Below are 20,161 nucleotides of genomic sequence, written 5' to 3'. Positions count from 1 at the left end.
CCGGCTGAGGAAACGGCGTCGACGACATCCACCAAACAGACGGTCGTGAACAAGGCGAAACAACGCGTCCGCCGTCTTCTTCCGGAGGTAACGCGGAATAACGTGCCATATTTACAGCAATCGTCCGGGACTCCGATCTATCATGCCCTGTCTGAACTCAAGGGATGGTAAAAAAAGGTATACATATTGGTCTGTCATGGCAAGGGATGAGAGTCCGAAAGCGCTTACGGATGAAATTCAAAAAAATGGTTCGCTAACCTATGACTTACACCTGTTTTTTAGCGAACCAAAAAAGTTCCCACAAAGTCTTGACTGACTCTGACAAGTGTTTCAACTTGCAAAATTGCGCATTTCACGTTAAGATTTAAAGAAGGATTAGGGGAGAACGGAGGGATGGATGTGACAAGTGATGCCATTAACTATCGCGAAAAAGCGTACGCGCTTCTGCAAGCGGATGCGGATAAGATCGTAAAGCTCATTCGAGTGCAAATGGATAATTTGACGATGCCGCAATGCCCTCTTTACGAAGAAGTACTTGATACGCAAATGTTTGGTTTGTCACGGGAGATCGATTTTGCGGTGCGTCTCGGGCTTGTGGACGAGAAGAAGGGCAAGTCGCTGCTTGACCGATTAGAGCGGGAGCTTTCGGCGCTCCACGAAGCGGTGACAAAAAAGCGCGTACGATAAAAATAAATGCTAACTCAAACGGTTGAAAGCTACAATCGTTTGAGTTTTTCTGTTTTTAAGAAGGAAAACAACGTTCTATTGCGAATTGTTTTAATGATTTAACACCATTATCAATAGGGAAGAGGAATGATGGATAGGGAATTAATCAAAAAGATTATGAAATGTTATGATTATCCGCTTATTATCGCGGTTGTGATGCTTTCGCTATTCGGGTTGATTATGGTATATAGCTCAAGCATGATTTCTGCCGTCATTCGCTTTGAAGTGCCGAGCGACTATTTTTATCAGCGGCAGAAGCTATGGCTGATTGTCTCGTTTATTTGTTTTTTCATTACGCTGGTTGTCCCGTATAAAATATGGGCGACAGAAAAATTGGTAAAAGCGATTTTTTTTGCGTCGCCACTCATGCTAATAGCGGTCGCTTTTCTCGGGCACACCGCAAATAACGCAACAAGCTGGTTTCGTGTGGGAGTGTGGAGCGTGCAGCCGGCGGAGCTTGCGAAGCTTGGATTAATCGTTTATTTAGCGGCAGTGTTTGCCAATAAACAAAAAAGATTGGCACAGCCTGCGAAAAGCAATTTGTTTCCGATTTACTATACGTTGTTTATTTGTTTTTTAATCGCCATTCAGCCAGATTTTGGGACGGCGATGATCGTGTTGGCGATCGCTGCTTGTTTAATTTTTTCATCGGGATTGCGCCTTCGTTTATTGTTTAAACAATTTCTATTTTTTACGCTTGTTTTTGCTGTCGCGTCCCCAATTATTTTTCCTGTTTTTGGTGATGATATTTTTTCGAAAGAGAGAATGTCGCGGATTTATAGCTTTTTGGATCCGTTTAAATACGCGAATGACGAAGGTTTTCAGCTCGTTAATTCCTATTTGGCGATTGGATTAGGAGGAATAAAAGGATTAGGGCTAGGAAAAAGCATTCAAAAATACGGCTATTTGCCTGAGTCGCACACCGATTTTATCATGTCGATTATCGCCGAAGAATTGGGGCTTTTTGGAGTAGTATTTACATTAGGCCTTTTAGCTTTTATCGTGTTGCGAGGGTTATGGATTGCGAGAAAATGCAATGACGCGTTTGGCAGCCTTCTTGCGATCGGCATTTCTGCCATGATTGGCATTCAGACGTTTATTAACGTCGGCGGTGTAACAGGGGTGATTCCCATTACCGGAGTTCCATTGCCGCTTGTTAGTTACGGAGGCTCTTCGCTCATGATATTTATGACTTCCCTCGGACTGCTTGTCAACGTATCGATGTTTACGAAATACGAAGAAAATTATAAAAGAAAGGTGAAAATCGTAGAAAAATTGCAAAAAAGAATCTGACTTTTTTAGAAAAACATATTTACAAAAAAGAAAAACCGTTATAGTTTTATTAAAAAGGAGGAGGAGAGGAAAGACAATGAGAACACGCAAAATTCATAAAGTGCTTGTCGCAAACCGCGGAGAAATCGCGATTCGCGTTTTCCGCGCTTGCACGGAACTCGGTATTCGCACCGTAGCGATTTATTCAAAGGAAGATACTGGTTCTTACCATCGTTATAAAGCGGATGAAGCGTACTTAGTTGGCGAAGGGAAAAAGCCGATTGAAGCGTACTTAGACATCGAAGGGATTATTGAAATTGCCAAAGCCCACGATGTCGATGCGATTCATCCGGGATACGGCTTCCTTTCGGAAAACATTCAATTTGCAAAGCGGTGCAGAGAAGAAGGAATTATCTTTATCGGTCCGAACGAAGAACATTTAGATATGTTCGGCGATAAAGTGAAAGCCCGCCGTCAAGCAGAGTTAGCAGGAATTCCGGTTATTCCGGGAAGCGACGGACCGGTACATAGTTTAGAAGAAGTGATTCATTTTGCCGAAACGTATGGCTACCCGATCATTATTAAAGCGGCGTTGGGCGGCGGCGGCCGCGGCATGCGCATCGTCCGTTCGAAATCGGAAGTGAAAGAAGCGTACGAGCGGGCAAAATCGGAAGCGAAAGCCGCGTTTGGCAGCGACGATGTGTATGTGGAAAAACTGATTGAAAGACCAAAGCATATCGAAGTGCAAATTTTAGGCGACTATGAAGGGAATATTGTTCACCTTTATGAACGGGACTGCTCCGTGCAGCGCCGCCATCAAAAAGTGGTGGAAGTAGCGCCGAGCGTCTCGTTATCCGATGAACTGCGGCAAAGAATATGTGAAGCTGCCGTCAAACTCATGAAAAACGTAGGGTACGTGAACGCGGGAACGGTCGAGTTTCTCGTATCCGGCGACGATTTTTATTTCATCGAAGTCAATCCGCGCATCCAAGTCGAGCATACGATTACGGAAATGATCACTGGGATCGATATCGTCCAATCGCAAATTTTGATCGCCGACGGCTATTCGCTTCATAGCAAAGAAGTCGGCATTCCGAAACAAGAAGATATTCGCATTAACGGATATGCGATTCAATCGCGCGTCACCACGGAAGATCCGCTAAACAACTTTATGCCAGATACAGGGAAGATTATGGCATACCGCTCCGGCGGCGGTTTTGGCGTGCGCCTCGATGCAGGTAACGGATTCCAAGGAGCGGTCATTACGCCGTACTACGATTCGTTGCTTGTGAAATTGTCCACGTGGGCGCTCACGTTTGAGCAAGCCGCAAGAAAAATGTTGCGAAACTTGCGGGAGTTCCGAATCCGCGGAATTAAAACAAATATTCCATTTTTAGAAAATGTCGTGCAGCATCCAAAGTTTTTATCAGGGGAGTACGATACGTCGTTTATTGATACGACGCCGGAGCTGTTTGTATTTCCGCGCCGAAAAGACCGCGGCACAAAAATGCTGACATATATCGGCACCGTTACGGTAAACGGCTTTCCAGGCATCGGCAAAAAGAAAAAACCAGTTTTTGATAAGCCGCGCATTCCGAAAGTAAGCTATAAAGAGCCAATTCCAAGCGGGACAAAGCAAATTCTTGATGAAAAAGGAGCAGAAGGGCTTGTACAATGGATTAAGGAACAAAATCGCGTGTTGTTGACGGATACGACGTTCCGCGACGCGCATCAATCGTTGCTTGCGACGCGCGTGCGCACGATTGATTTAGTTCGCATCGCCGAACCGACAGCGCGCTTATTGCCAAATTTATTCTCTCTGGAGATGTGGGGAGGAGCGACGTTTGATGTTGCGTACCGCTTTTTAAAGGAAGATCCGTGGGACCGTTTGCTAAAGTTGCGCGAACGAATTCCAAATATTTTGTTCCAAATGCTGTTGCGTTCTGCCAACGCAGTTGGATATAAAAACTATCCGGATAATGTGATTCGCGAATTTGTCGAAAAATCGGCGCAAGCTGGGATCGATGTGTTCCGCATTTTTGACAGCTTAAACTGGGTAAAAGGGATGACGGTGGCGATTGACGCCGTTCGACAAACGGGAAAAATCGCTGAAGCGGCCGTTTGCTATACTGGGGATATTTTAGATCCGGGCCGTCCGAAATATAATCTTGATTACTATAAAACGATCGCCAAAGAATTGGAACAAGCGGGAGCGCATATTTTGGCGATTAAAGATATGGCTGGTCTGTTGAAGCCGGAAGCCGCATATGTGCTTATTTCCGCGTTGAAAGAAACGGTCGATATTCCGATCCATCTTCATACGCACGATACGAGCGGAAACGGCATTTATATGTATGCAAAGGCGATCGAAGCCGGAGTCGATATCGTCGATGTCGCTGTCAGCTCGATGGCGGGTTTGACTTCGCAGCCGAGCGCCAATACGCTTTACTACGCGCTAGAAGGAACGAAGCGCGCGCCGGAAATCAATATACAAGGGCTTGAGCAGCTTTCCCGCTATTGGGAGGATGTGCGGAAATTTTACCAAGAGTTTGAAAGCGGCATGAATTCGCCGCATACGGAAGTGTATATGCACGAAATGCCTGGCGGGCAATACAGCAACTTGCAGCAACAGGCGAAAGCCGTCGGGCTTGGAGATCGTTGGGATGAAGTGAAGGAAATGTATCGCCGCGTAAACGATATGTTTGGCGATATCGTCAAAGTAACGCCGTCATCGAAAGTCGTCGGCGATATGGCGCTTTACATGGTGCAAAATAATTTAACCGAACAAGATATTTTCGAACGCGGCGAAACGCTTGACTTCCCGGATTCCGTCGTGGAGTTTTTTGAAGGGTATTTGGGACAACCGCATGGCGGATTCCCGAAAGAATTGCAGCGCATTATTTTAAAAGGCCGCGAACCGATTACCGTTCGGCCGGGCGAATTGCTGGAGCCGGTAGATTTTCATAAATTAAGAGAAGAATTATACCATGTGTTAGATCGCGAAGTGACTGATTTTGATGTGATCGCCTACGCACTTTACCCGAAAGTATTTTTGGAATACGCGGAAACAGTGAAAAAATATGGCGATATTTCTGTCCTTGATACGCCAACATTCCTGTATGGAATGCGTCTTGGCGAAGAAATCGAAGTCGAGATTGAAAAAGGAAAGACGCTGATTGTCAAACTCGTTTCCATTGGACAGCCGCAAGCAGACGGCACGCGCGTCGTTTATTTTGAATTGAACGGACAACCGCGCGAAGTGATTATTCGCGATGAAAGCATTAAATCGGCGGTCGTGGAACGCATTAAAGCAGACCGCACGAATCCGAATCATATCGCAGCGACGATGCCGGGAACGGTAGTAAAAGTGTTGGTGGAAAAAGGGGAAAAAGTGAATAAAGGCGATCATTTAATGGTTACGGAAGCGATGAAAATGGAAACGACGGTACAGGCACCGTTTTCCGGAGTCATTAAAGACATTTATGTGAAAAACGGTGATGCTATTCAAACGGGGGATCTATTGATTGAACTGACGAAATAAATGATGGCGCTGGATTTCCAGCGCCTATTTCATTGTTGCGGACAGCTTCGATTGGAATGATTCGATTTTTTGTCGATCGCTTCTTACGGCGAGCATCGTCAAATAGCTTAGCACACCGAACAAACAAGAAATAAATAGAGCGTGCGCAAGAGCGATATATAAGTTTAAATCGGTAAATACAATCATTGCCCCTGTCACGATTTGCAATAGAACGAGAACGAGAGAAATGATCCAACTCCAGTAAATGACAAATTGCTGTTTATATTGCTTGGCCGCGTGAACCGTCGCGGCAATCACCCATATGAGAAGCAGCCCAGCGGCAATTCGGTGCCCCATTTGCACCCATTCATGAAGCTGTACAGGAATGATTCGCGTTTTCGCGCAGAGCGGCCAGCTTGGACAAGCTAAGCTTGCCTCTTTATGGCGGACTAGTGCTCCCGTATAAACGACAATATAGCAATAGACGATAATGCCGTAAATATGAAATTTCATTTTGGAGTCGATCACTAACGATTCGGTATCGAATTTTTTATCGACTTCAAAAATTAATAGTGTCAGCAAAAATACAGAAGCGAATGAAATAAGCGAAATGCCGAAATGCAAAGCGAGCACGAAATCAGATTGTCCCCATACGACAGCAGCGGCGCCGATCAAGCCTTGCAGAACAAGAAATAAAAACGACACAGCCGCCAAAAACTTTGTTTCCCGAATATGCCCGATGGCGCGCCACGCCCAAATCGACAAGATGAGCACCATGATGCCGGCAGCGCCGGATACGACGCGGTGGCTGAGCTCAATAACAAGTTCAGGCGTAATTTCCGATGGGATCAATTGCCCGTTGCAAAGCGGCCAGGACCGCCCGCATCCCATTCCAGAATTCGTTTTTGTCACTAATGCTCCACCAATCAACACGAATAACATCGCCAATGTCGTCAGTGAGGCAAACCATTTTAATGAACGCTGCAAAATTTTCACCTTCCTGTATGAAAAAATGTTGTTTTGTCAATAATTCCAGTGTAAAGTATGCGCTGATATCATTAATATTACACGAAAGCGATCGCAAGGGCAATTTCGCCACTGTCCATTTTACACGGATTCAGCCAAAAAATAAACTCAGCTAAGCGTTTGCGCTGGCTGTGGAGAACGGGTTTATGAAACTCCTTTTTCCATATTGAATAATGTTAAGAAGTTTGCTAGAAATATTAATGGGATAAAAAAGCGCTTTCGTTTAGCGTGGTTAAGCAACTTGCTTTGTTTCATTCAAAAAATTGACACAAATTATTCAAAAAAAATTCACAATCCACTAAAAAAATGTGATTTAATATACAATAGAAAATAGGTTTTCATGACAAATAGTGACAAACAGGAGATACTTTTCTTTTTAAATGTGTTACAATACGTTATGATGGATGATGAAAAATCGCTACATGGCGTATGCACGCTCTGCGAAGCTATTTGTCGAAAGCGTCATTGGCGCATTTGCAGTAAGGAGGAACGAAGTGATGGCAAATTTGAAAGCGGCGCATGAAACGACGATCCAATTAGAGGAGCGCCCGCATGCAAATATAAAATCGATTTGGAAAGAAATATCAGCTGTTATTAAAATAGGAATTGTCCATTCCAATTTAATTACAACGTTCACTGGATTATGGCTCGCTTTGTACTTTATGGGGGAAAAATTTTTAGAAAATCTCCATATTGTCTTTTTTGCTTTATTTGGTTCCGCGCTTATTATTGCTGGTTCGTGCAGCATTAACAACTATATCGATCGTGACATTGACCATTTAATGGAGCGCACGAAAAAGCGACCAACTGTTACAGGAACGATCGAGCCGAGACGCGTGCTGTGGCTAGGGATCGTGTTAATAACAGTAGGAACGTTGAGTTTGCTGATGACGACAGTCGCTGCGGCCATTTTCGGTTTGATTGGCGTAGTGACGTATGTGTTTTTATATACGATGTGGACGAAGCGAAATTACACGTTAAATACCGTTGTCGGAAGCATCTCTGGTGCGATGCCTCCGGTTATAGGATGGGCGGCGGTCGATCCGCATTTTCATGTTGTCCCATTCGTTCTGTTTTTATTAATGTTTTTATGGCAGCCTCCGCATTTTTTAGCGTTGGCGATGAAGCGATGCGAGGAATATCGAGCTGCGGGGATTCCAATGCTGCCGGTCGTCCATGGCTTTGCGATGACGAAACGGCAAATGGTAATATGGGTCGCGTGCCTGTTGCCGCTACCGTTTTATTTATTTTCATTAGGCACGCCATTTTTAACGGTTGCTACGTTATTAAACGTAGGATGGCTCATATTGGGGCTATACGGGTTTAAAATGAAAGATGACTTAAAATGGGCAAAATGGATGTTTGTATACTCGCTGAACTATTTAACTATTTTATTCGTGGCAATGGTCATCGTGACGATTGACTAACCATTTGTCCAGTTCGTTTATAATTCTTTCCATAACAGAGAAAGAATTTATATACTTTTAATTATTTTAGAGAAAGAGGGGTTTGATTAGGCTATGAAAAAGTGGCTACATAGTTGGCGCTTATTGTCTCTTTTTAGCGTAATGGCGCTTTTATTGGCTGGCTGCGGCAAGCCGTTTTTATCAACGCTTCAGCCAGCCGGTGAAGTGGCAGACAAGCAGTATTCGCTCATGCTGCTCAGCACGGCCATCATGGTTCTCGTTGTCATTGTTGTAACCATTATCTTTGTATACGTTGTCATTCGCTTCCGGCAACGTAAAGGTCAAGAAAACAAAATTCCAAAACAAGTGGAAGGCAACCATAAACTTGAAATTACCTGGACTGTCATACCGATTATTCTTTTGATTATTTTGGCAGTTCCGACAGTGAAAGCGGCGTTTGATCTTGCTGATGTAAAGCCGATGAACAAAGAAAAGCGGGACAAAGATACGCTTGTTGTCAACGTTCGCGCAAATCTTTACTGGTGGGAGTTCGAATATCCTGATTATGGAGTAATTACAAGCCAAGATTTAGTCGTTCCGACAAATGAGCGGGTGTATTTTAATGTAAAAGCATCCGATGTGAAACACTCCTTCTGGATTCCTGCAGTCGGTGGGAAAATAGACGCTAACAACGACAACAAAAACCAATTTTGGTTGGAGTTTGACCAAAAAGATGCGGAAAAAGCAAACGGCATTTTCTATGGAAAATGCGCGGAGCTTTGCGGTCCTTCCCATGCGTTGATGGACTTTAAAGTGAAGGCGGTTCCTAGAGAAGAATTTAATCAATGGATCGAAAAAATGAAAAACGCTAAACCAGTTGTTACTGATCCGGTCGCTAAGCAAGGGGAAGCGATTTTCAACAAAAGCTGTATCGGATGTCACGCGGTTACTCCGGTGGATAAACGCCCAGAGCAAGCGCGCACAGCACCAAACTTAGGGAACTTTGGCGATCGTGAACGCATTGCTGGCGTTTTGGAACATAACGAAGAAAACTTGAAAAAATGGTTAAAAGATCCGGAAAGTGTTAAACCTGGAAACAAAATGACGGGCACTTACGGTCAATTGACGGACGAGCAAATTGATGCATTGGCTAAATATTTAATGAGCTTAAAGGTTGAATAATAGCGAAATCTGCCACAAAGGGGGTTACAATCGTGAGTACAGCTGCTCGCAAAAAGAGCTTAATATGGGACTACCTTACAACGGTTGACCATAAAAAAATTGCGATTCTTTATTTGATTGCCGGTGGTCTCTTTTTCCTTATCGGCGGTCTTGAGGCGCTGCTTATGCGCATCCAGCTGATGAAGCCGAACAACGATTTTCTAAATGGCGATCTGTTTAACCAAGTGATGACGATGCACGGTACAACGATGATTTTTTTCGCGGCAACTCCTTTATTGTTCGCGTTAATGAACGCGGTTGTACCGTTGCAAATCGGCGCGCGTGATGTCGCGTTTCCGTTCTTGAACGCATTAGGGTTCTGGTTGTTTTTCTTCGGCGGAGTGTTTTTAAACTGTTCTTGGTTTTTAGGCGGAGCACCTGATGCAGGTTGGACGTCTTATGCTTCTTTATCGCTTGAGTCACCGGGACACGGAATTGATTTTTACTTGTTAGGTTTGCAAATTTCCGGTTTTGGTACATTAATTAGCGGTATTAACTTTCTTGTTACGATTGTTACAATGCGCGCACCAGGCATGACGTTCATGCGCATGCCGATGTTTACTTGGACGACATTCGTCGCTTCTGCGTTAATTTTATTCGCGTTCCCGCCATTGACGGTCGGCTTGCTTTTACTAATGTTAGACCGCTTGTTTGGCGCTAATTTCTTCGATCCGGCTTTAGGCGGAAACACGATTATTTACGAGCACTTATTCTGGATTTTCGGCCATCCGGAAGTATATATTTTAGTATTGCCGGCGTTTGGCATTTTCTCTGAAGTTATTGCAACTTTTTCGCGAAAACGCTTATTCGGATACTCTTCGATGGTATTTGCCGTCGTATTAATCGGATTTTTAGGATTTATGGTGTGGGCTCACCATATGTTTACAGTCGGTTTAGGACCTGTGGCTAACGCCATCTTTGCCGTGGCTACGATGACGATTGCGGTTCCTACCGGTATTAAAATCTTTAACTGGTTATTTACGATGTGGGGCGGAAACATCCGCTTTACAACGCCGATGTTATATGCGGTATCGTTTATTCCGTCATTTGTCATGGGCGGTGTGACAGGTGTCATGCTTGCATCAGCGCCGGCGGATTATCAATACCATGACACCTATTTCGTCGTAGCTCACTTCCACTACGTCATTGTCGGCGGGGTTGTGTTTGCGCTCCTAGCCGGTACGCATTATTGGTGGCCGAAAATGTTCGGCAAGATGCTTAATGAAGCGTTAGGGAAAATTACGTTCGTGTTATTCTTTGTCGGTTTCCATTTGACATTTTTTATCCAACACTTCCTTGGCCTAATGGGAATGCCGCGTCGCGTATTTACGTTCTTGCCGAACCAAGGTTTGGACACTGGCAACCTCGTTAGTACAATTGGTGCTTTCTTCATGACGGCCGGTGTTATCATTCTTTTGATCAACGTTGTGATTAGTTCTATCAGTGGAAAAAAAGCGGAAGCGGATGCATGGGGAGTCGGGCGTACGCTTGAGTGGGCTGTCTCTTCTCCGGCGCCTGAATACAATTTTGCGCAAATCCCGCTCGTTCGCGGTTTAGATGCTTACTGGCTAGAAAAAATGGAAGGCAAAAAAGGCTTGACTCCGGCAGAACCGCTTGGAGACATTCATATGCCGAATCCATCTGTCTTGCCGTTTGTCATTTCGCTTGGATTGTTTGTTTCTGCCTTTGGTTTCTTGTATCATAACGATTATTCTTGGGGCTTACCGGTTGCGATTCTTGGATTAGTGATTACGTTCGGTTCTATGTTCTTGCGCTCTATCATTGATGACTACGGTTTCCACATTCATAAAGATGAGATTATCGAAGCCGAGAAAAAGGGGGTTAAGGCATAATGCACGTTGAAGAAAAATTAACGGCGGAAACATTTCCAGCAGAGCCTGAAAGAGCCACCCTCGAAGGGAAAAATAAATTTTTAGGATTTTGGTTTTTCTTAGGGGGCGAAACGGTTCTTTTCGCCTCCCTCTTTGCCACTTTCATCGCGCTTAGGGATAAAACGGCTGGGGGACCGACGTCAGAGGAACTGTTTCAAATGCCGGTCGTGTTCGTTGCTACGATGCTTCTATTAACAAGTAGCTTAACGAGCGTTTACGCTATACATCATATGAAAAACTTTGATTTTAAAAAGATGCAGCTTTGGTTTGGCATTACTGTGTTGTTAGGTCTAGCTTTCCTCGGATTGGAAATTTTTGAGTTCTATGAGTATGTGCATGAAGGATTAAAATATTCAACAAGCGCGTTCTCCTCTGCTTTTTATACGCTAGTCGGCTTGCACGGTAGCCACGTTGCGTTTGGGTTGTCGTGGATTTTAACGCTGATGATCCGCAACGCAAAGCGCGGTTTGAACCTTTACAATGCGCCGAAATTTTATTTGGCAAGCCTTTACTGGCACTTTATTGACGTCGTATGGGTATTCATTTTCACGGTTGTATACTTAATGGGAATGGTGGGGTGATCGTATGGCACAACACGCGAATTCTGAAAATCCAAACGTGAATTTGGCGTACCGCCGCAAGAAAAACGCCGAAGAGATGAAACGTCAAGTTATTTCGTTTGTGTTGATGATTTTGTTAACATTGATTGCGTTTTTTGCGGTCGGCTATGACAAGTTTTCACATTGGTTTTCCATTCCATTTATTCTTCTTCTTGCTATTGTGCAAGTGATGTTCCAATTGTATTATTTTATGCATATGAGCCATAAAGGGCATGAATTTCCAGCGATATTCATGTATGGCGGTGTATTTGTTGCTTTCTTAACCGTTTGGGCGTTTGCGACAATTGTTTGGTGGTAAACAAAAAGGGAATCAGCTTTTTTCGCTGATTCCCTTTTTGTTAAATGATAGCGTTTAACAATAGACAAACGTTATGAATGTTGTATAATGAAAGGTGAAAGATTGAGGTGAATAAAGATGGCGTCGTTAAGCATGTTTGGCTTTGTCGCGTTATGGAGCCCCTATTTTCTTGCGTTTCTCTTGCTAGTCACGTTCCTTTATTTTATGGTTGTCGGACCGTGGCGAACTCGTTTTACAAACGAAGGACCGCCAACGCGTAAGCAGAAAGCGTATTTTGTCTTAGGTATCGCGTTGCTTTACGTTTGCCAAGGTTCGCCTATCGATTTGCTCGGTCATTTGATATTTAGCGCCCATATGGTACAAATGGCAATATTAAATTTGCTTGTTCCGCAATTGCTTATTTTAGGAATACCGAATTGGCTATTTGAGCGACTCTTTCAAATTCGGCCGGTAAAGGCGGCCGTAACGTTTTTGACAAAACCGCTTGTTGCGCTCGTTTTATTTAATGGATTGTTCTCGCTTTATCACATTCCATTTATTTTTGACTTAGTGAAAAGCAATGCGCTTTATCATGCGGTAATTACCACGATGATTTTTATCGCTGCATGGATGATGTGGTGGCCTCTAGTCAATAAAATGTCGGAATGGCAGTCTCTTAGCGGCCTGAAAAAGATAGGGTATATTTTTGCAGACGGCGTTTTGTTGACGCCGGCGTGCGCTTTGATTATTTTCGCGGGTAAGCCGTTGTATGCGACTTATTACGATCCGCAAATGTGGATGGAGTCGCTTGCCCTTTGTGTTCCCGCTGGGACGCTAGCTTCTCTTGATTTAACAGGACCAGAGATGTTCTTTTCCGTTCCGCTTCTTTACGATCAGCAGCTTGGCGGGATATTAATGAAAATTATTCAAGAAATCGTTTATGGCACTGTGCTCTTTTTCGTCTTTATGGAATGGTATCGAAAAGAGCAGGAAAAGGAAAAAAAGGAAACGGTTGCATCGCCGCAACCTTCTGAACTGTAATGTTTTAGCAATTATCACAAACCATTAAGATGTCATAGAAAGGAACGGGATATGGAACATTCATTTCCAGTTTTACCGACTATTAGTACAAGCTGTATTGTCATTAGTGCGGTGCTAGTAGGGTATGGGTGGTACTTAATACGGCAACGAAACGTCGAAGCGCATAAAAAAGTAATGCTGCGGGCAGCATTGTTTGCGCTATTGTTTTTTATCATTTATATGTCAAGAACTTTATTTATTGGGAACACGAGCTTCGGCGGTCCCGAAAGCGTCCGTATTTACTACACGATATTCTTAATCTTTCATATTTTCTTAGCGACAGTAGGTGCTATTTTTGGAATTGTTACGATATTATCAGGATTAAAAAATAATCTTATCAGACATAAACGATTAGGCCCTATTACGAGCGTGATTTGGTTTTGTACGGCTGTTACCGGCATCGCCGTATATTTGCTCCTATATGTATTTTACCGCGGAGGAGAAACGACATCGATGATTAAAGCGATTTTAGGCTTTTAAACATCCCGACGCTTCATGTCGGGATGTTTATATATATGGCGCTGTCTGGACGTGCGTGCCTCATCCGGACATAGGCGTAAAAGCTTTGGTGTTTTGGCACACTTTTTTATATTGCGAGCAGGCAAGTTGCACTTTTTGGTGAGAAGGACGCGGCGTATGCATAGAATAGAAACACGTCACTCATTGTGCGTCGAAGCTGACCAAATGAAAATGATGAGGAGGGGAGTGGCAAAAATCGTTCGCTTCCGAAAACGCACTGTAGCTCAGTCGGCTGTGTGTACAATTGTAATGATGTGCCTGCAAGAAAAAAAAGAAATCGTAAGCGAAGAAACAACGATTAATGTCTTTTTTACGAACGACTGTCATTGCACGGTGTCGGTTGCGTTAACAATCGTGTATGGCATCCCAATTATTTCTTTGTGTACGGAATTGCAACAGAAAATTATTCATGAAGTCGAAACGATGACACCTTTTATCGTAGAACGAGTGCATTTGTTTGTGCAACGTCTCGTTATGTCCACAACAGAAGATGGAAAACAAAACGCATGAGTCTTTCCCCATGCGTTTTGTTTTTATTGTTGGATTTTATCCAACTCTTCTTTCACTTTTGTTAAAATCGTTTGGCATTGGTTCACTAATGATGAAGGAAAATATTCGTCTTCTCCATATTCGACGCCATGTGGGTAGTAATATTTTCCGAGTATTGGGGTCAATAGCTTAATTAACGCGTAACGCGAGTCGACGTCCCCTTCCACCGCGTAACCTTGGACGCGAAGATAGTAAATGTCGTTTTTAATTTGAAATTTGCGATCATATGTAACACGCTCATAGTCCCATTGTCCTGCCCGCACAAAGCCATGTTTTTCAAGCAAATCGTCCAATTGGGACAGTTCCACCGTTTGATTTTCAATTCCGACGTTTTCGAATTTCATATTTATTCCTCCTATTAATGAAACGATATGTTGTTGGCACGCGAAAAAATAAGACGCTTCCTCATTTATAATAGTATGAAAGCGGTCAACTTTCAATGAATACCTTACATTTCGCCAATAAAAGTTTTTATATATTCCATTATTTTTTTTATTTTTGGTGAAACTAATGGCGAAGGGGGAGATGAATGATGCAAACAGTGCGCGAGGTAATGACGAGCGATGTCAAATATTGCACACCTGTCGATAACGTATATGAAGTAGCGATAAAAATGCGCGATTTCAACGTTGGCGCGATTCCAGTTGTTGATCATGGACGATTGATCGGAATGATTACCGACCGCGATTTAGTCGTGCGCGGAATCGCCGAAAAGCGTCCCGGTTCTACATCAGTGACGGAAGTAATGAGCGATAAATTAATCACGATAACTCCTGATGCTTCTGTACAGGAGGCTGCAAAACGAATGGCGGAGCATCAGATTCGTCGCCTTCCCGTTGTGGAGTACGACAGGCTAGTGGGAATCGTTTCCCTTGGCGATCTTGCGATAAGTCGCTATTCAGATGAAAGCGCTGGACAAGCATTAACAGAAATTTCTAGTCCTGATTTTTTACATTAGACAAGCGAAAAAATGATTACTGCACGAATTCCCCTTGGAGAGCAGGGGAATTCGTTTTTCCGTTTTTTTGCTGTAGAAAAACGGATATAATGGCAATAGGATAATCTTTTTCGGAAAGCGAGAGTTGCCGTGTGAAATGGTTTCTTCTTATGTTGTTACTATTAATTGGGTTTTATTATTTTGCGCCGAGTACACCACCGCTAAGCCCCCCTCAAGAAATGGAACCGAAAGATTATATGGTAAAGGAACCGAAAGTCGAGAATGGCATTCTTTCATTAATTGGCAAAACGGAAAGGGATGTGAAAAAAGAGTTTGGTTCACCAACTCGAATTGATGCTTCCGCTTATGATTACGAATGGTGGATTTACCATCGAGGGCCAAGCGCATATTTTCAAATTGGGGTCATGGACGGTCGTGTTGTTACGGCATTTATATGTGGAAAAGATGTTAATATAAAACCATTTTACATTGGTCAGCCGCTTCAAGACGTGTTTAAGACGATGCCTGTTTTAGAAAACGTTGAAATAAAGTTGCGCACGGGAACATATCGTTTTGAGCTGTCCGAACAAGATTATGCCACCCGGCCGATTGTCAAAATCGGCAACGTCTATGCGCAGTTATATGTCGACCGTTTTACTGGGAAGATTTCGAGCATTCGTCTTATGACCGGGGAAACATTCGTAAAAATGCGGCCATATGAACTTGTTTATCGCGGCCGTTTGCTAAATCCAAAGCCTTTGTCTGACAGACGACAGCGGGAAGTAGAGGCAGCGAACGCAAAACAAATTTTTGATATTACAAACATCATTCGTCAACATTACAATGTTAAGCCGGTTCGTTGGCATGAGGAAGCGGCGAAAGTTGCTTATATGCATAGTAAAGATATGAAAGAGCACGATTTTTTTTCACATGAATCCCCAAAGCACGGTGATTTAAAAGATCGGCTATTAGCGGCAAATATTCAATTTCAAGTTGCGGGAGAAAATATTGCCGCACATCATATTGATGGCATTGAAGCGGTAGAAGGATGGCTGAACAGCAAAAGCCATCGCGAAACATTATTAAATGAACAATTTACCTATCTTGGTGTCGGCGTTTCCGGTGATTATTATACGCAAGATTTTTTAAAGCTATGGTAGCGAAAAATGGGCGCACGCAAATCAGATAGAGGCGATAGTATATGGTAGATAGGCGCGAAACGATGAGGGGGGATATTCATGGCAAAACCTCTGCATCCTTCGGTAGAGAAATTTAAACAGTTTGTCCAGAAGCATCCAAAAATTATCCAAGAAGTACGCAGTGGCAAAAAAACGTGGAAGGAGTTTTACGAAGATTGGTATTTATTTGGTGAGGATGATGAAATTTGGAAAAATTATAAACAAAATCGAGAATCAATGAAGCAGACGGAAAAAAGCAATCGGTGGATCGAAAAAATCGCGAATATGTTGCAAAATATGGATGCCAATGAAGTGCAAAAACATCTTGCAAACGTTCAGCAAGCGATTGCAGCTATCCAAAGTATGATTGTTCAATTTCAAGGGAGCCAAAAGCAGCCGCCTATGCGGACAGGACAAGATGACCGACCGTTTTCATTTCGCAAAGACTAGAGGGAATACTGATGAGAAAAGAAGTGAGCCAATATATTCGAACGAAAAAAATGCTACAATCTTTTATTCGCGAAGAGCCGCGCTGGTATCGCCTTCTTTCCCGCTATCCGCATCAGCTGCCTTCTTTTGAGATTGCAGCGCTTCATTATTACGGGCAGACGATTCCGCACAAAGTGGAGAGAATCGCTAATTCCCTGCAAATGGCTTCATTGATGCTTCATCTATTTCAAGCGGTGCGTGATTAATTTTTGCAAAAAAGCAAAGACTACTTCCTAAAGGGAGTGATGTCTTTGCAAAAGCAGTTTATTATTTTGGTTTTGTTTCTTTTCGCTGTTTTCGGAGCATGCGATAAACCGGCGCCGAAAGCAACTGCCGCCAGCGTTGCGTCTGCCACGCCACATCAAGAAAACAAATATTTTTATGTTAAACATGACGTGAAAGGGAACAATGTATTGATGGAATGCATTGCCCCTAGTTTTCCGTTTCAAAATGGAAAGGACGGGGGACATGTTAACGTATATGTAAACGGAAAAAAAGTGGATGAAGTATATACTGCGGCATTTATGTTGCGAGGATTGCCAACTGGAAAACACGTGGTACGTCTTGAACTTGTGTATAATGACGGAAAAATAACTGGGTTGTCACATGAATTTACGGTGATGATCCCATAAGAAAAGGTCTGACAAGCAAGTCAGCCTTTTTTTATTGCGTCATCTTCATTGCTTTCCTTTCCGTTTTATCTCATGGTATCATAACATTGGAGGTGCCAATAACGTGATTATCGCAACTCTCGAACGACTCGAGATTTTAGATAAAGCAGAATCATTAGCAAAAATGATTGCCCAATCGGAAGTGGCGGAAGAATATCGCCGCTGTTCTCGACGGCTTAGGGAAGATCGTGCCGCTCAAGATATTATCGCTCGTTTTACAAAGGCAAAGGAGCGTTATGAGGAAGTGCAGCGCTTCGGAAAATATCATCCCGATTATCATACGGTGATGAAAGAAGTGCGTGAAGCAAAACGGGAACTTGATTTCCACGAGACGATTGCCGCTTTTAAAAAAGCGGAAAACGCCGTGCAACAATTGCTAGACGAAATCAGCGTGTTAATTGGAAAAGCGGTATCCGACAGCGTAAAAGTGCCGACAGGAAATCCGTATTTTTTGTCGGGCGGCTGTTCAGGCGGATGCGGAACAGGGGGAAGTTGCGGCTGCCGCGCATAGTAATAGTATGACAAAAGGAGAATGGTAATATGTTTCCAAAACGCCAAGGAATCATCGTCTGGCTGCATTCGCTAAAGCATAGCAGACATCTGCGCAAATTCGGCAATATTCATTACGTTTCGAAGCGGTTAAAATACGCGGTTTTGTATTGCGATATGGAGCAAGTGGATGAAGTGATGAAAAAGCTTGCTTCCTTGCCATTTGTTAAACGGGTCGAACCGTCTTATCGGCCGTTTTTAAAATTAGAATTTGAATCAAAAAAAGGAGAAAAAGAAAAAGACTCTCCTTATCCGCTAGGATATTCAGCGGAATAAAAAGGCTGATTTTCTTAGGAAAGTCAGCCGTTTTTTATTCCGGTTATTGGAGCGGAGGGATAAATCGGTTCATCCGCATAATGCCGATTAAGTGTTGGTAATATAAGTCTAAATCTGCAAAAAATGTCGAAGGCTTCACTTCTAGATGAATAATCTCTGTCCCTAGTTCTTTTGCGAGCTGGACGAATAACTCGTATCGCTTGTTTGGCTTAACGTGCGGATTCGGAATTCCTTCGCGGCAAATATACAGTGGCTGAAAGTCTCCAGGATCGGTTGGATGTAAAACGACAACACATGATGTCACCGGCTGACCGTTTTTCACTGTATGAAAAGCAAAAAGTCCCGAAAGACGATGCCGGTTTGCTCTCGCAAGTTCAATTAGTTCGTATATATCCGAATAACCTTCCCCTAACTCGATAAAACGCTGAATCATCTGTATCCCCCTTATTATTGTTAATCCATACATAACTTTAATCATTGTTTAACGAAATTTCAAATCAGAAATTGTTTTATTCATTGGAAAAATAAAAAAAACCTGCGGCATACGTCCGCAGGTTTCCTTACGTTTACTTGCCCTTCACGCATCGGAAGGAAACAAGTAAACTAAAGGAAAATAAAAGGGAGAGGAGAAACCGGAGGAAGAACTTATGGGGAAACGTAAGTCTTCTCCGTGGTTGGCAACAACACCTGCATGGATGTTGCCGTTACTCATTATGTCCAGTTTGCTAATTTATATACATGTTACTATGAATTTTTCGGCTGTTTTACTATAATAAAGTTTATGATACGATAAATGTTGCGAAACTGTGGCAAACGTGGTGAATGCAATGAGAGTGATTTCAGGAAAGTGCAAAGGCAGACGTCTGCAAGCGGTTCCAGGTATGTCGACAAGACCGACGACAGATAAAGTAAAAGAAGCGATATTTAATATGATTGGCCCGTATTTTTCTGGTGGGATGGGCCTTGATTTGTTTGGCGGCAGCGGTGGTCTCGGAATTGAAGCATTAAGCCGCGGGCTTGATCGAGTCATTTTTGTGGACCATGACGTAAAAGCGGTGCAAACGATCAAGAAAAATGTGGAAACGTGTCGGTTGTTAGAGCAGGCAGAAATATATCGGAATGACGCGGAAAGAGCATTGAAGGTAATTGTAAAACGGGGGCTTCGTTTTCAGCTCATTTTTTTGGATCCCCCGTATAAAGAACAAAAATTGCAGTCGCTTCTTTCATTTATTGATGAACATGGACTTCTTGAAGAAGACGGTGCCGTCGTTGCAGAGCATTCTTCTGAAATGGATCTTGCCGAACGCATCGGCCGTCTTGTAAAGTGGAAACATGAAGTATATGGAATTACCGCGATTTCGATCTACCGGTACACGGATGTAGAGAAAGGGGAATAGGAAATGGCGAGCATTGCAGTTTGTCCGGGAAGCTTTGATCCGGTTACATATGGACATTTAGATATTATTAGGCGAGGGGCAAAAGTGTTTGACCGAGTGTATGTGGCGGTCCTTAACAATTCGGCAAAAAAACCGCTGTTTTCTGTCGAGGAGCGGATAGAGCTGTTGCGGGAAGTGACACGACCGTTTCCAAATGTGATCGTCGAATCATTTCACGGCTTGCTTGTCGATTATGCGCGCAGCAAAAATGCGAACGCGATTTTGCGCGGTTTGCGGGCGGTATCCGACTTTGAATATGAAATGCAAATCACGTCGATGAACCGCGTTCTTGACGAAAATATTGAGACGTTTTTTATGATGACAAACAGTCAATACGCGTTTTTAAGTTCCAGCATTGTCAAAGAAGTGGCGAAGTATAATGGCAATATTTCCGATTTAGTGCCACCGGTTGTCGAGGAAGCGCTAAGAAAAAAATTTGCTTCCCTCGCTTCCAGGGAAAATGCTGCCAATCAAAGTAACGAAAAGCTGACTTAAAAGAAGTTTCTTTTAAGTCAGC

The 20,161-nt window shown here is 43.3% G+C and carries 23 protein-coding genes and 1 pseudogene; 21 read left to right on the top strand and 3 right to left on the bottom strand.

Annotated features, from left to right (window positions below; translation table 11 throughout):
* The 4 genes and pseudogenes from BM278_RS18305 to pyc all read left to right on the top strand — a co-directional run.
* Positions 1-171 (top strand): annotated as a pseudogene (locus BM278_RS18305) (UPF0236 family protein); the annotation flags it as partial.
* A gap of 222 nt (positions 172-393) precedes the next feature.
* Complete coding sequence (locus tag BM278_RS08420; RefSeq protein WP_425272968.1) at positions 394-687, top strand: Fpa/YlaN family protein; 294 nt, start codon at positions 394-396, stop codon at positions 685-687.
* Between the two features lie 129 nt (positions 688-816).
* Positions 817-2,019, top strand: a complete 1,203-nt coding sequence (locus BM278_RS08415) for an FtsW/RodA/SpoVE family cell cycle protein (protein WP_090948939.1) — start codon at positions 817-819, stop codon at positions 2,017-2,019.
* A gap of 76 nt (positions 2,020-2,095) precedes the next feature.
* The gene (gene pyc / locus BM278_RS08410) at positions 2,096-5,539 is read left to right on the top strand and encodes a pyruvate carboxylase (RefSeq protein ID WP_090948937.1); all 3,444 of its coding nucleotides are present in this window, start codon (positions 2,096-2,098) and stop codon (positions 5,537-5,539) included.
* A gap of 24 nt (positions 5,540-5,563) precedes the next feature.
* Here the strand turns inward: pyc and BM278_RS08405 are convergent, their stop codons facing one another.
* Positions 5,564-6,505 (bottom strand): COX15/CtaA family protein, encoded by a 942-nt coding sequence (locus BM278_RS08405; protein ID WP_167359604.1) that lies wholly within the window; start codon positions 6,503-6,505, stop codon positions 5,564-5,566.
* Positions 6,506-7,041: 536 nt separating this feature from the next.
* Between BM278_RS08405 and cyoE the strand changes: the two genes are divergently transcribed.
* The 8 genes from cyoE to BM278_RS08365 all read left to right on the top strand — a co-directional run bounded on the left by cyoE (position 7,042) and on the right by BM278_RS08365 (position 14,069).
* Entirely contained in the window at positions 7,042-7,971 is a 930-nt protein-coding gene (gene cyoE / locus BM278_RS08400) for a heme o synthase (protein WP_090948935.1), read from the top strand.
* Positions 7,972-8,064: 93 nt separating this feature from the next.
* The gene (gene coxB / locus BM278_RS08395) at positions 8,065-9,132 is read left to right on the top strand and encodes a cytochrome c oxidase subunit II (protein ID WP_090948933.1); all 1,068 of its coding nucleotides are present in this window, start codon (positions 8,065-8,067) and stop codon (positions 9,130-9,132) included.
* Positions 9,133-9,164: 32 nt separating this feature from the next.
* Positions 9,165-11,024 carry a cytochrome c oxidase subunit I gene (gene ctaD / locus BM278_RS08390; protein ID WP_090948931.1) on the top strand — a complete coding sequence of 620 codons (1,860 nt, stop codon included), beginning with the start codon at positions 9,165-9,167 and terminating at the stop codon, positions 11,022-11,024.
* Positions 11,024-11,644: a cytochrome (ubi)quinol oxidase subunit III gene (locus BM278_RS08385; RefSeq protein WP_090948929.1), complete on the top strand. Its 621-nt coding sequence runs from the start codon at positions 11,024-11,026 to the stop codon at positions 11,642-11,644. Before ctaD ends, BM278_RS08385 begins: the two co-directional genes overlap by 1 nt.
* Before the next feature lie 4 nt (positions 11,645-11,648).
* The gene (ctaF, locus tag BM278_RS08380; protein WP_090948927.1) at positions 11,649-11,981 is read left to right on the top strand and encodes a cytochrome c oxidase subunit IVB; all 333 of its coding nucleotides are present in this window, start codon (positions 11,649-11,651) and stop codon (positions 11,979-11,981) included.
* Positions 11,982-12,098: 117 nt separating this feature from the next.
* On the top strand, positions 12,099-13,001 hold the full coding sequence (gene ctaG / locus BM278_RS08375) for a cytochrome c oxidase assembly factor CtaG (protein WP_090948925.1): 903 nt from the start codon (positions 12,099-12,101) through the stop codon (positions 12,999-13,001).
* A 51-nt stretch (positions 13,002-13,052) separates the two neighbouring features.
* Positions 13,053-13,520, top strand: a complete 468-nt coding sequence (locus BM278_RS08370) for a DUF420 domain-containing protein (RefSeq protein WP_090948923.1) — start codon at positions 13,053-13,055, stop codon at positions 13,518-13,520.
* A 156-nt stretch (positions 13,521-13,676) separates the two neighbouring features.
* Entirely contained in the window at positions 13,677-14,069 is a 393-nt protein-coding gene (locus BM278_RS08365) for an Asp23/Gls24 family envelope stress response protein (protein WP_244151124.1), read from the top strand.
* Between the two features lie 23 nt (positions 14,070-14,092).
* Here BM278_RS08365 and BM278_RS08360 read toward each other — a convergent pair whose 3' ends face one another.
* Positions 14,093-14,452, bottom strand: a complete 360-nt coding sequence (locus tag BM278_RS08360) for a YugN family protein (RefSeq protein WP_090948922.1) — start codon at positions 14,450-14,452, stop codon at positions 14,093-14,095.
* Positions 14,453-14,640: 188 nt separating this feature from the next.
* On the opposite strand from BM278_RS08360, the gene BM278_RS08355 reads away from it, so the two are divergent.
* The 7 genes from BM278_RS08355 to BM278_RS08325 all read left to right on the top strand — a co-directional run bounded on the left by BM278_RS08355 (position 14,641) and on the right by BM278_RS08325 (position 18,208).
* A complete protein-coding gene (locus BM278_RS08355) occupies positions 14,641-15,066 on the top strand; it encodes a CBS domain-containing protein (protein ID WP_090948946.1) in 426 nt (141 codons plus the stop codon).
* Between the two features lie 131 nt (positions 15,067-15,197).
* Positions 15,198-16,205, top strand: coding sequence for a CAP domain-containing protein (locus tag BM278_RS08350; protein WP_090948920.1), 1,008 nt, complete (start codon positions 15,198-15,200; stop codon positions 16,203-16,205).
* Between the two features lie 78 nt (positions 16,206-16,283).
* Entirely contained in the window at positions 16,284-16,673 is a 390-nt protein-coding gene (gene ylbD / locus BM278_RS08345) for a YlbD family protein (protein WP_090948919.1), read from the top strand.
* A gap of 11 nt (positions 16,674-16,684) precedes the next feature.
* Positions 16,685-16,918: a YlbE-like family protein gene (locus BM278_RS08340; RefSeq protein WP_090948917.1), complete on the top strand. Its 234-nt coding sequence runs from the start codon at positions 16,685-16,687 to the stop codon at positions 16,916-16,918.
* Between the two features lie 39 nt (positions 16,919-16,957).
* Complete coding sequence (locus BM278_RS08335; RefSeq protein ID WP_090948916.1) at positions 16,958-17,344, top strand: hypothetical protein; 387 nt, start codon at positions 16,958-16,960, stop codon at positions 17,342-17,344.
* Between the two features lie 103 nt (positions 17,345-17,447).
* Positions 17,448-17,894 (top strand): YlbF/YmcA family competence regulator, encoded by a 447-nt coding sequence (locus tag BM278_RS08330; RefSeq protein WP_090948914.1) that lies wholly within the window; start codon positions 17,448-17,450, stop codon positions 17,892-17,894.
* Positions 17,895-17,923: 29 nt separating this feature from the next.
* The gene (locus BM278_RS08325; protein WP_090948913.1) at positions 17,924-18,208 is read left to right on the top strand and encodes a YlbG family protein; all 285 of its coding nucleotides are present in this window, start codon (positions 17,924-17,926) and stop codon (positions 18,206-18,208) included.
* Between the two features lie 43 nt (positions 18,209-18,251).
* Here the strand turns inward: BM278_RS08325 and BM278_RS08320 are convergent, their stop codons facing one another.
* Positions 18,252-18,641 carry a DUF7147 family protein gene (locus BM278_RS08320; protein WP_090948911.1) on the bottom strand — a complete coding sequence of 130 codons (390 nt, stop codon included), beginning with the start codon at positions 18,639-18,641 and terminating at the stop codon, positions 18,252-18,254.
* A gap of 394 nt (positions 18,642-19,035) precedes the next feature.
* Here BM278_RS08320 and rsmD point away from each other — a divergent pair, with 394 nt between their 5' ends.
* Both rsmD and coaD read left to right on the top strand, forming a co-directional pair.
* Positions 19,036-19,605 carry a 16S rRNA (guanine(966)-N(2))-methyltransferase RsmD gene (rsmD, locus tag BM278_RS08315; RefSeq protein WP_244151123.1) on the top strand — a complete coding sequence of 190 codons (570 nt, stop codon included), beginning with the start codon at positions 19,036-19,038 and terminating at the stop codon, positions 19,603-19,605.
* Between the two features lie 3 nt (positions 19,606-19,608).
* Positions 19,609-20,139, top strand: coding sequence for a pantetheine-phosphate adenylyltransferase (coaD, locus tag BM278_RS08310; protein ID WP_090948908.1), 531 nt, complete (start codon positions 19,609-19,611; stop codon positions 20,137-20,139).
* Positions 20,140-20,161 lie beyond the last annotated feature (22 nt).

This window comes from Parageobacillus thermantarcticus, from assembly GCF_900111865.1.
In the GTDB taxonomy this organism is placed as follows: Bacteria; Bacillota; Bacilli; order Bacillales; family Anoxybacillaceae; genus Parageobacillus; species Parageobacillus thermantarcticus.
Note: the sequence above shows the minus strand (reverse complement) of the source record. Positions and strands in the feature narration are given on the sequence as shown.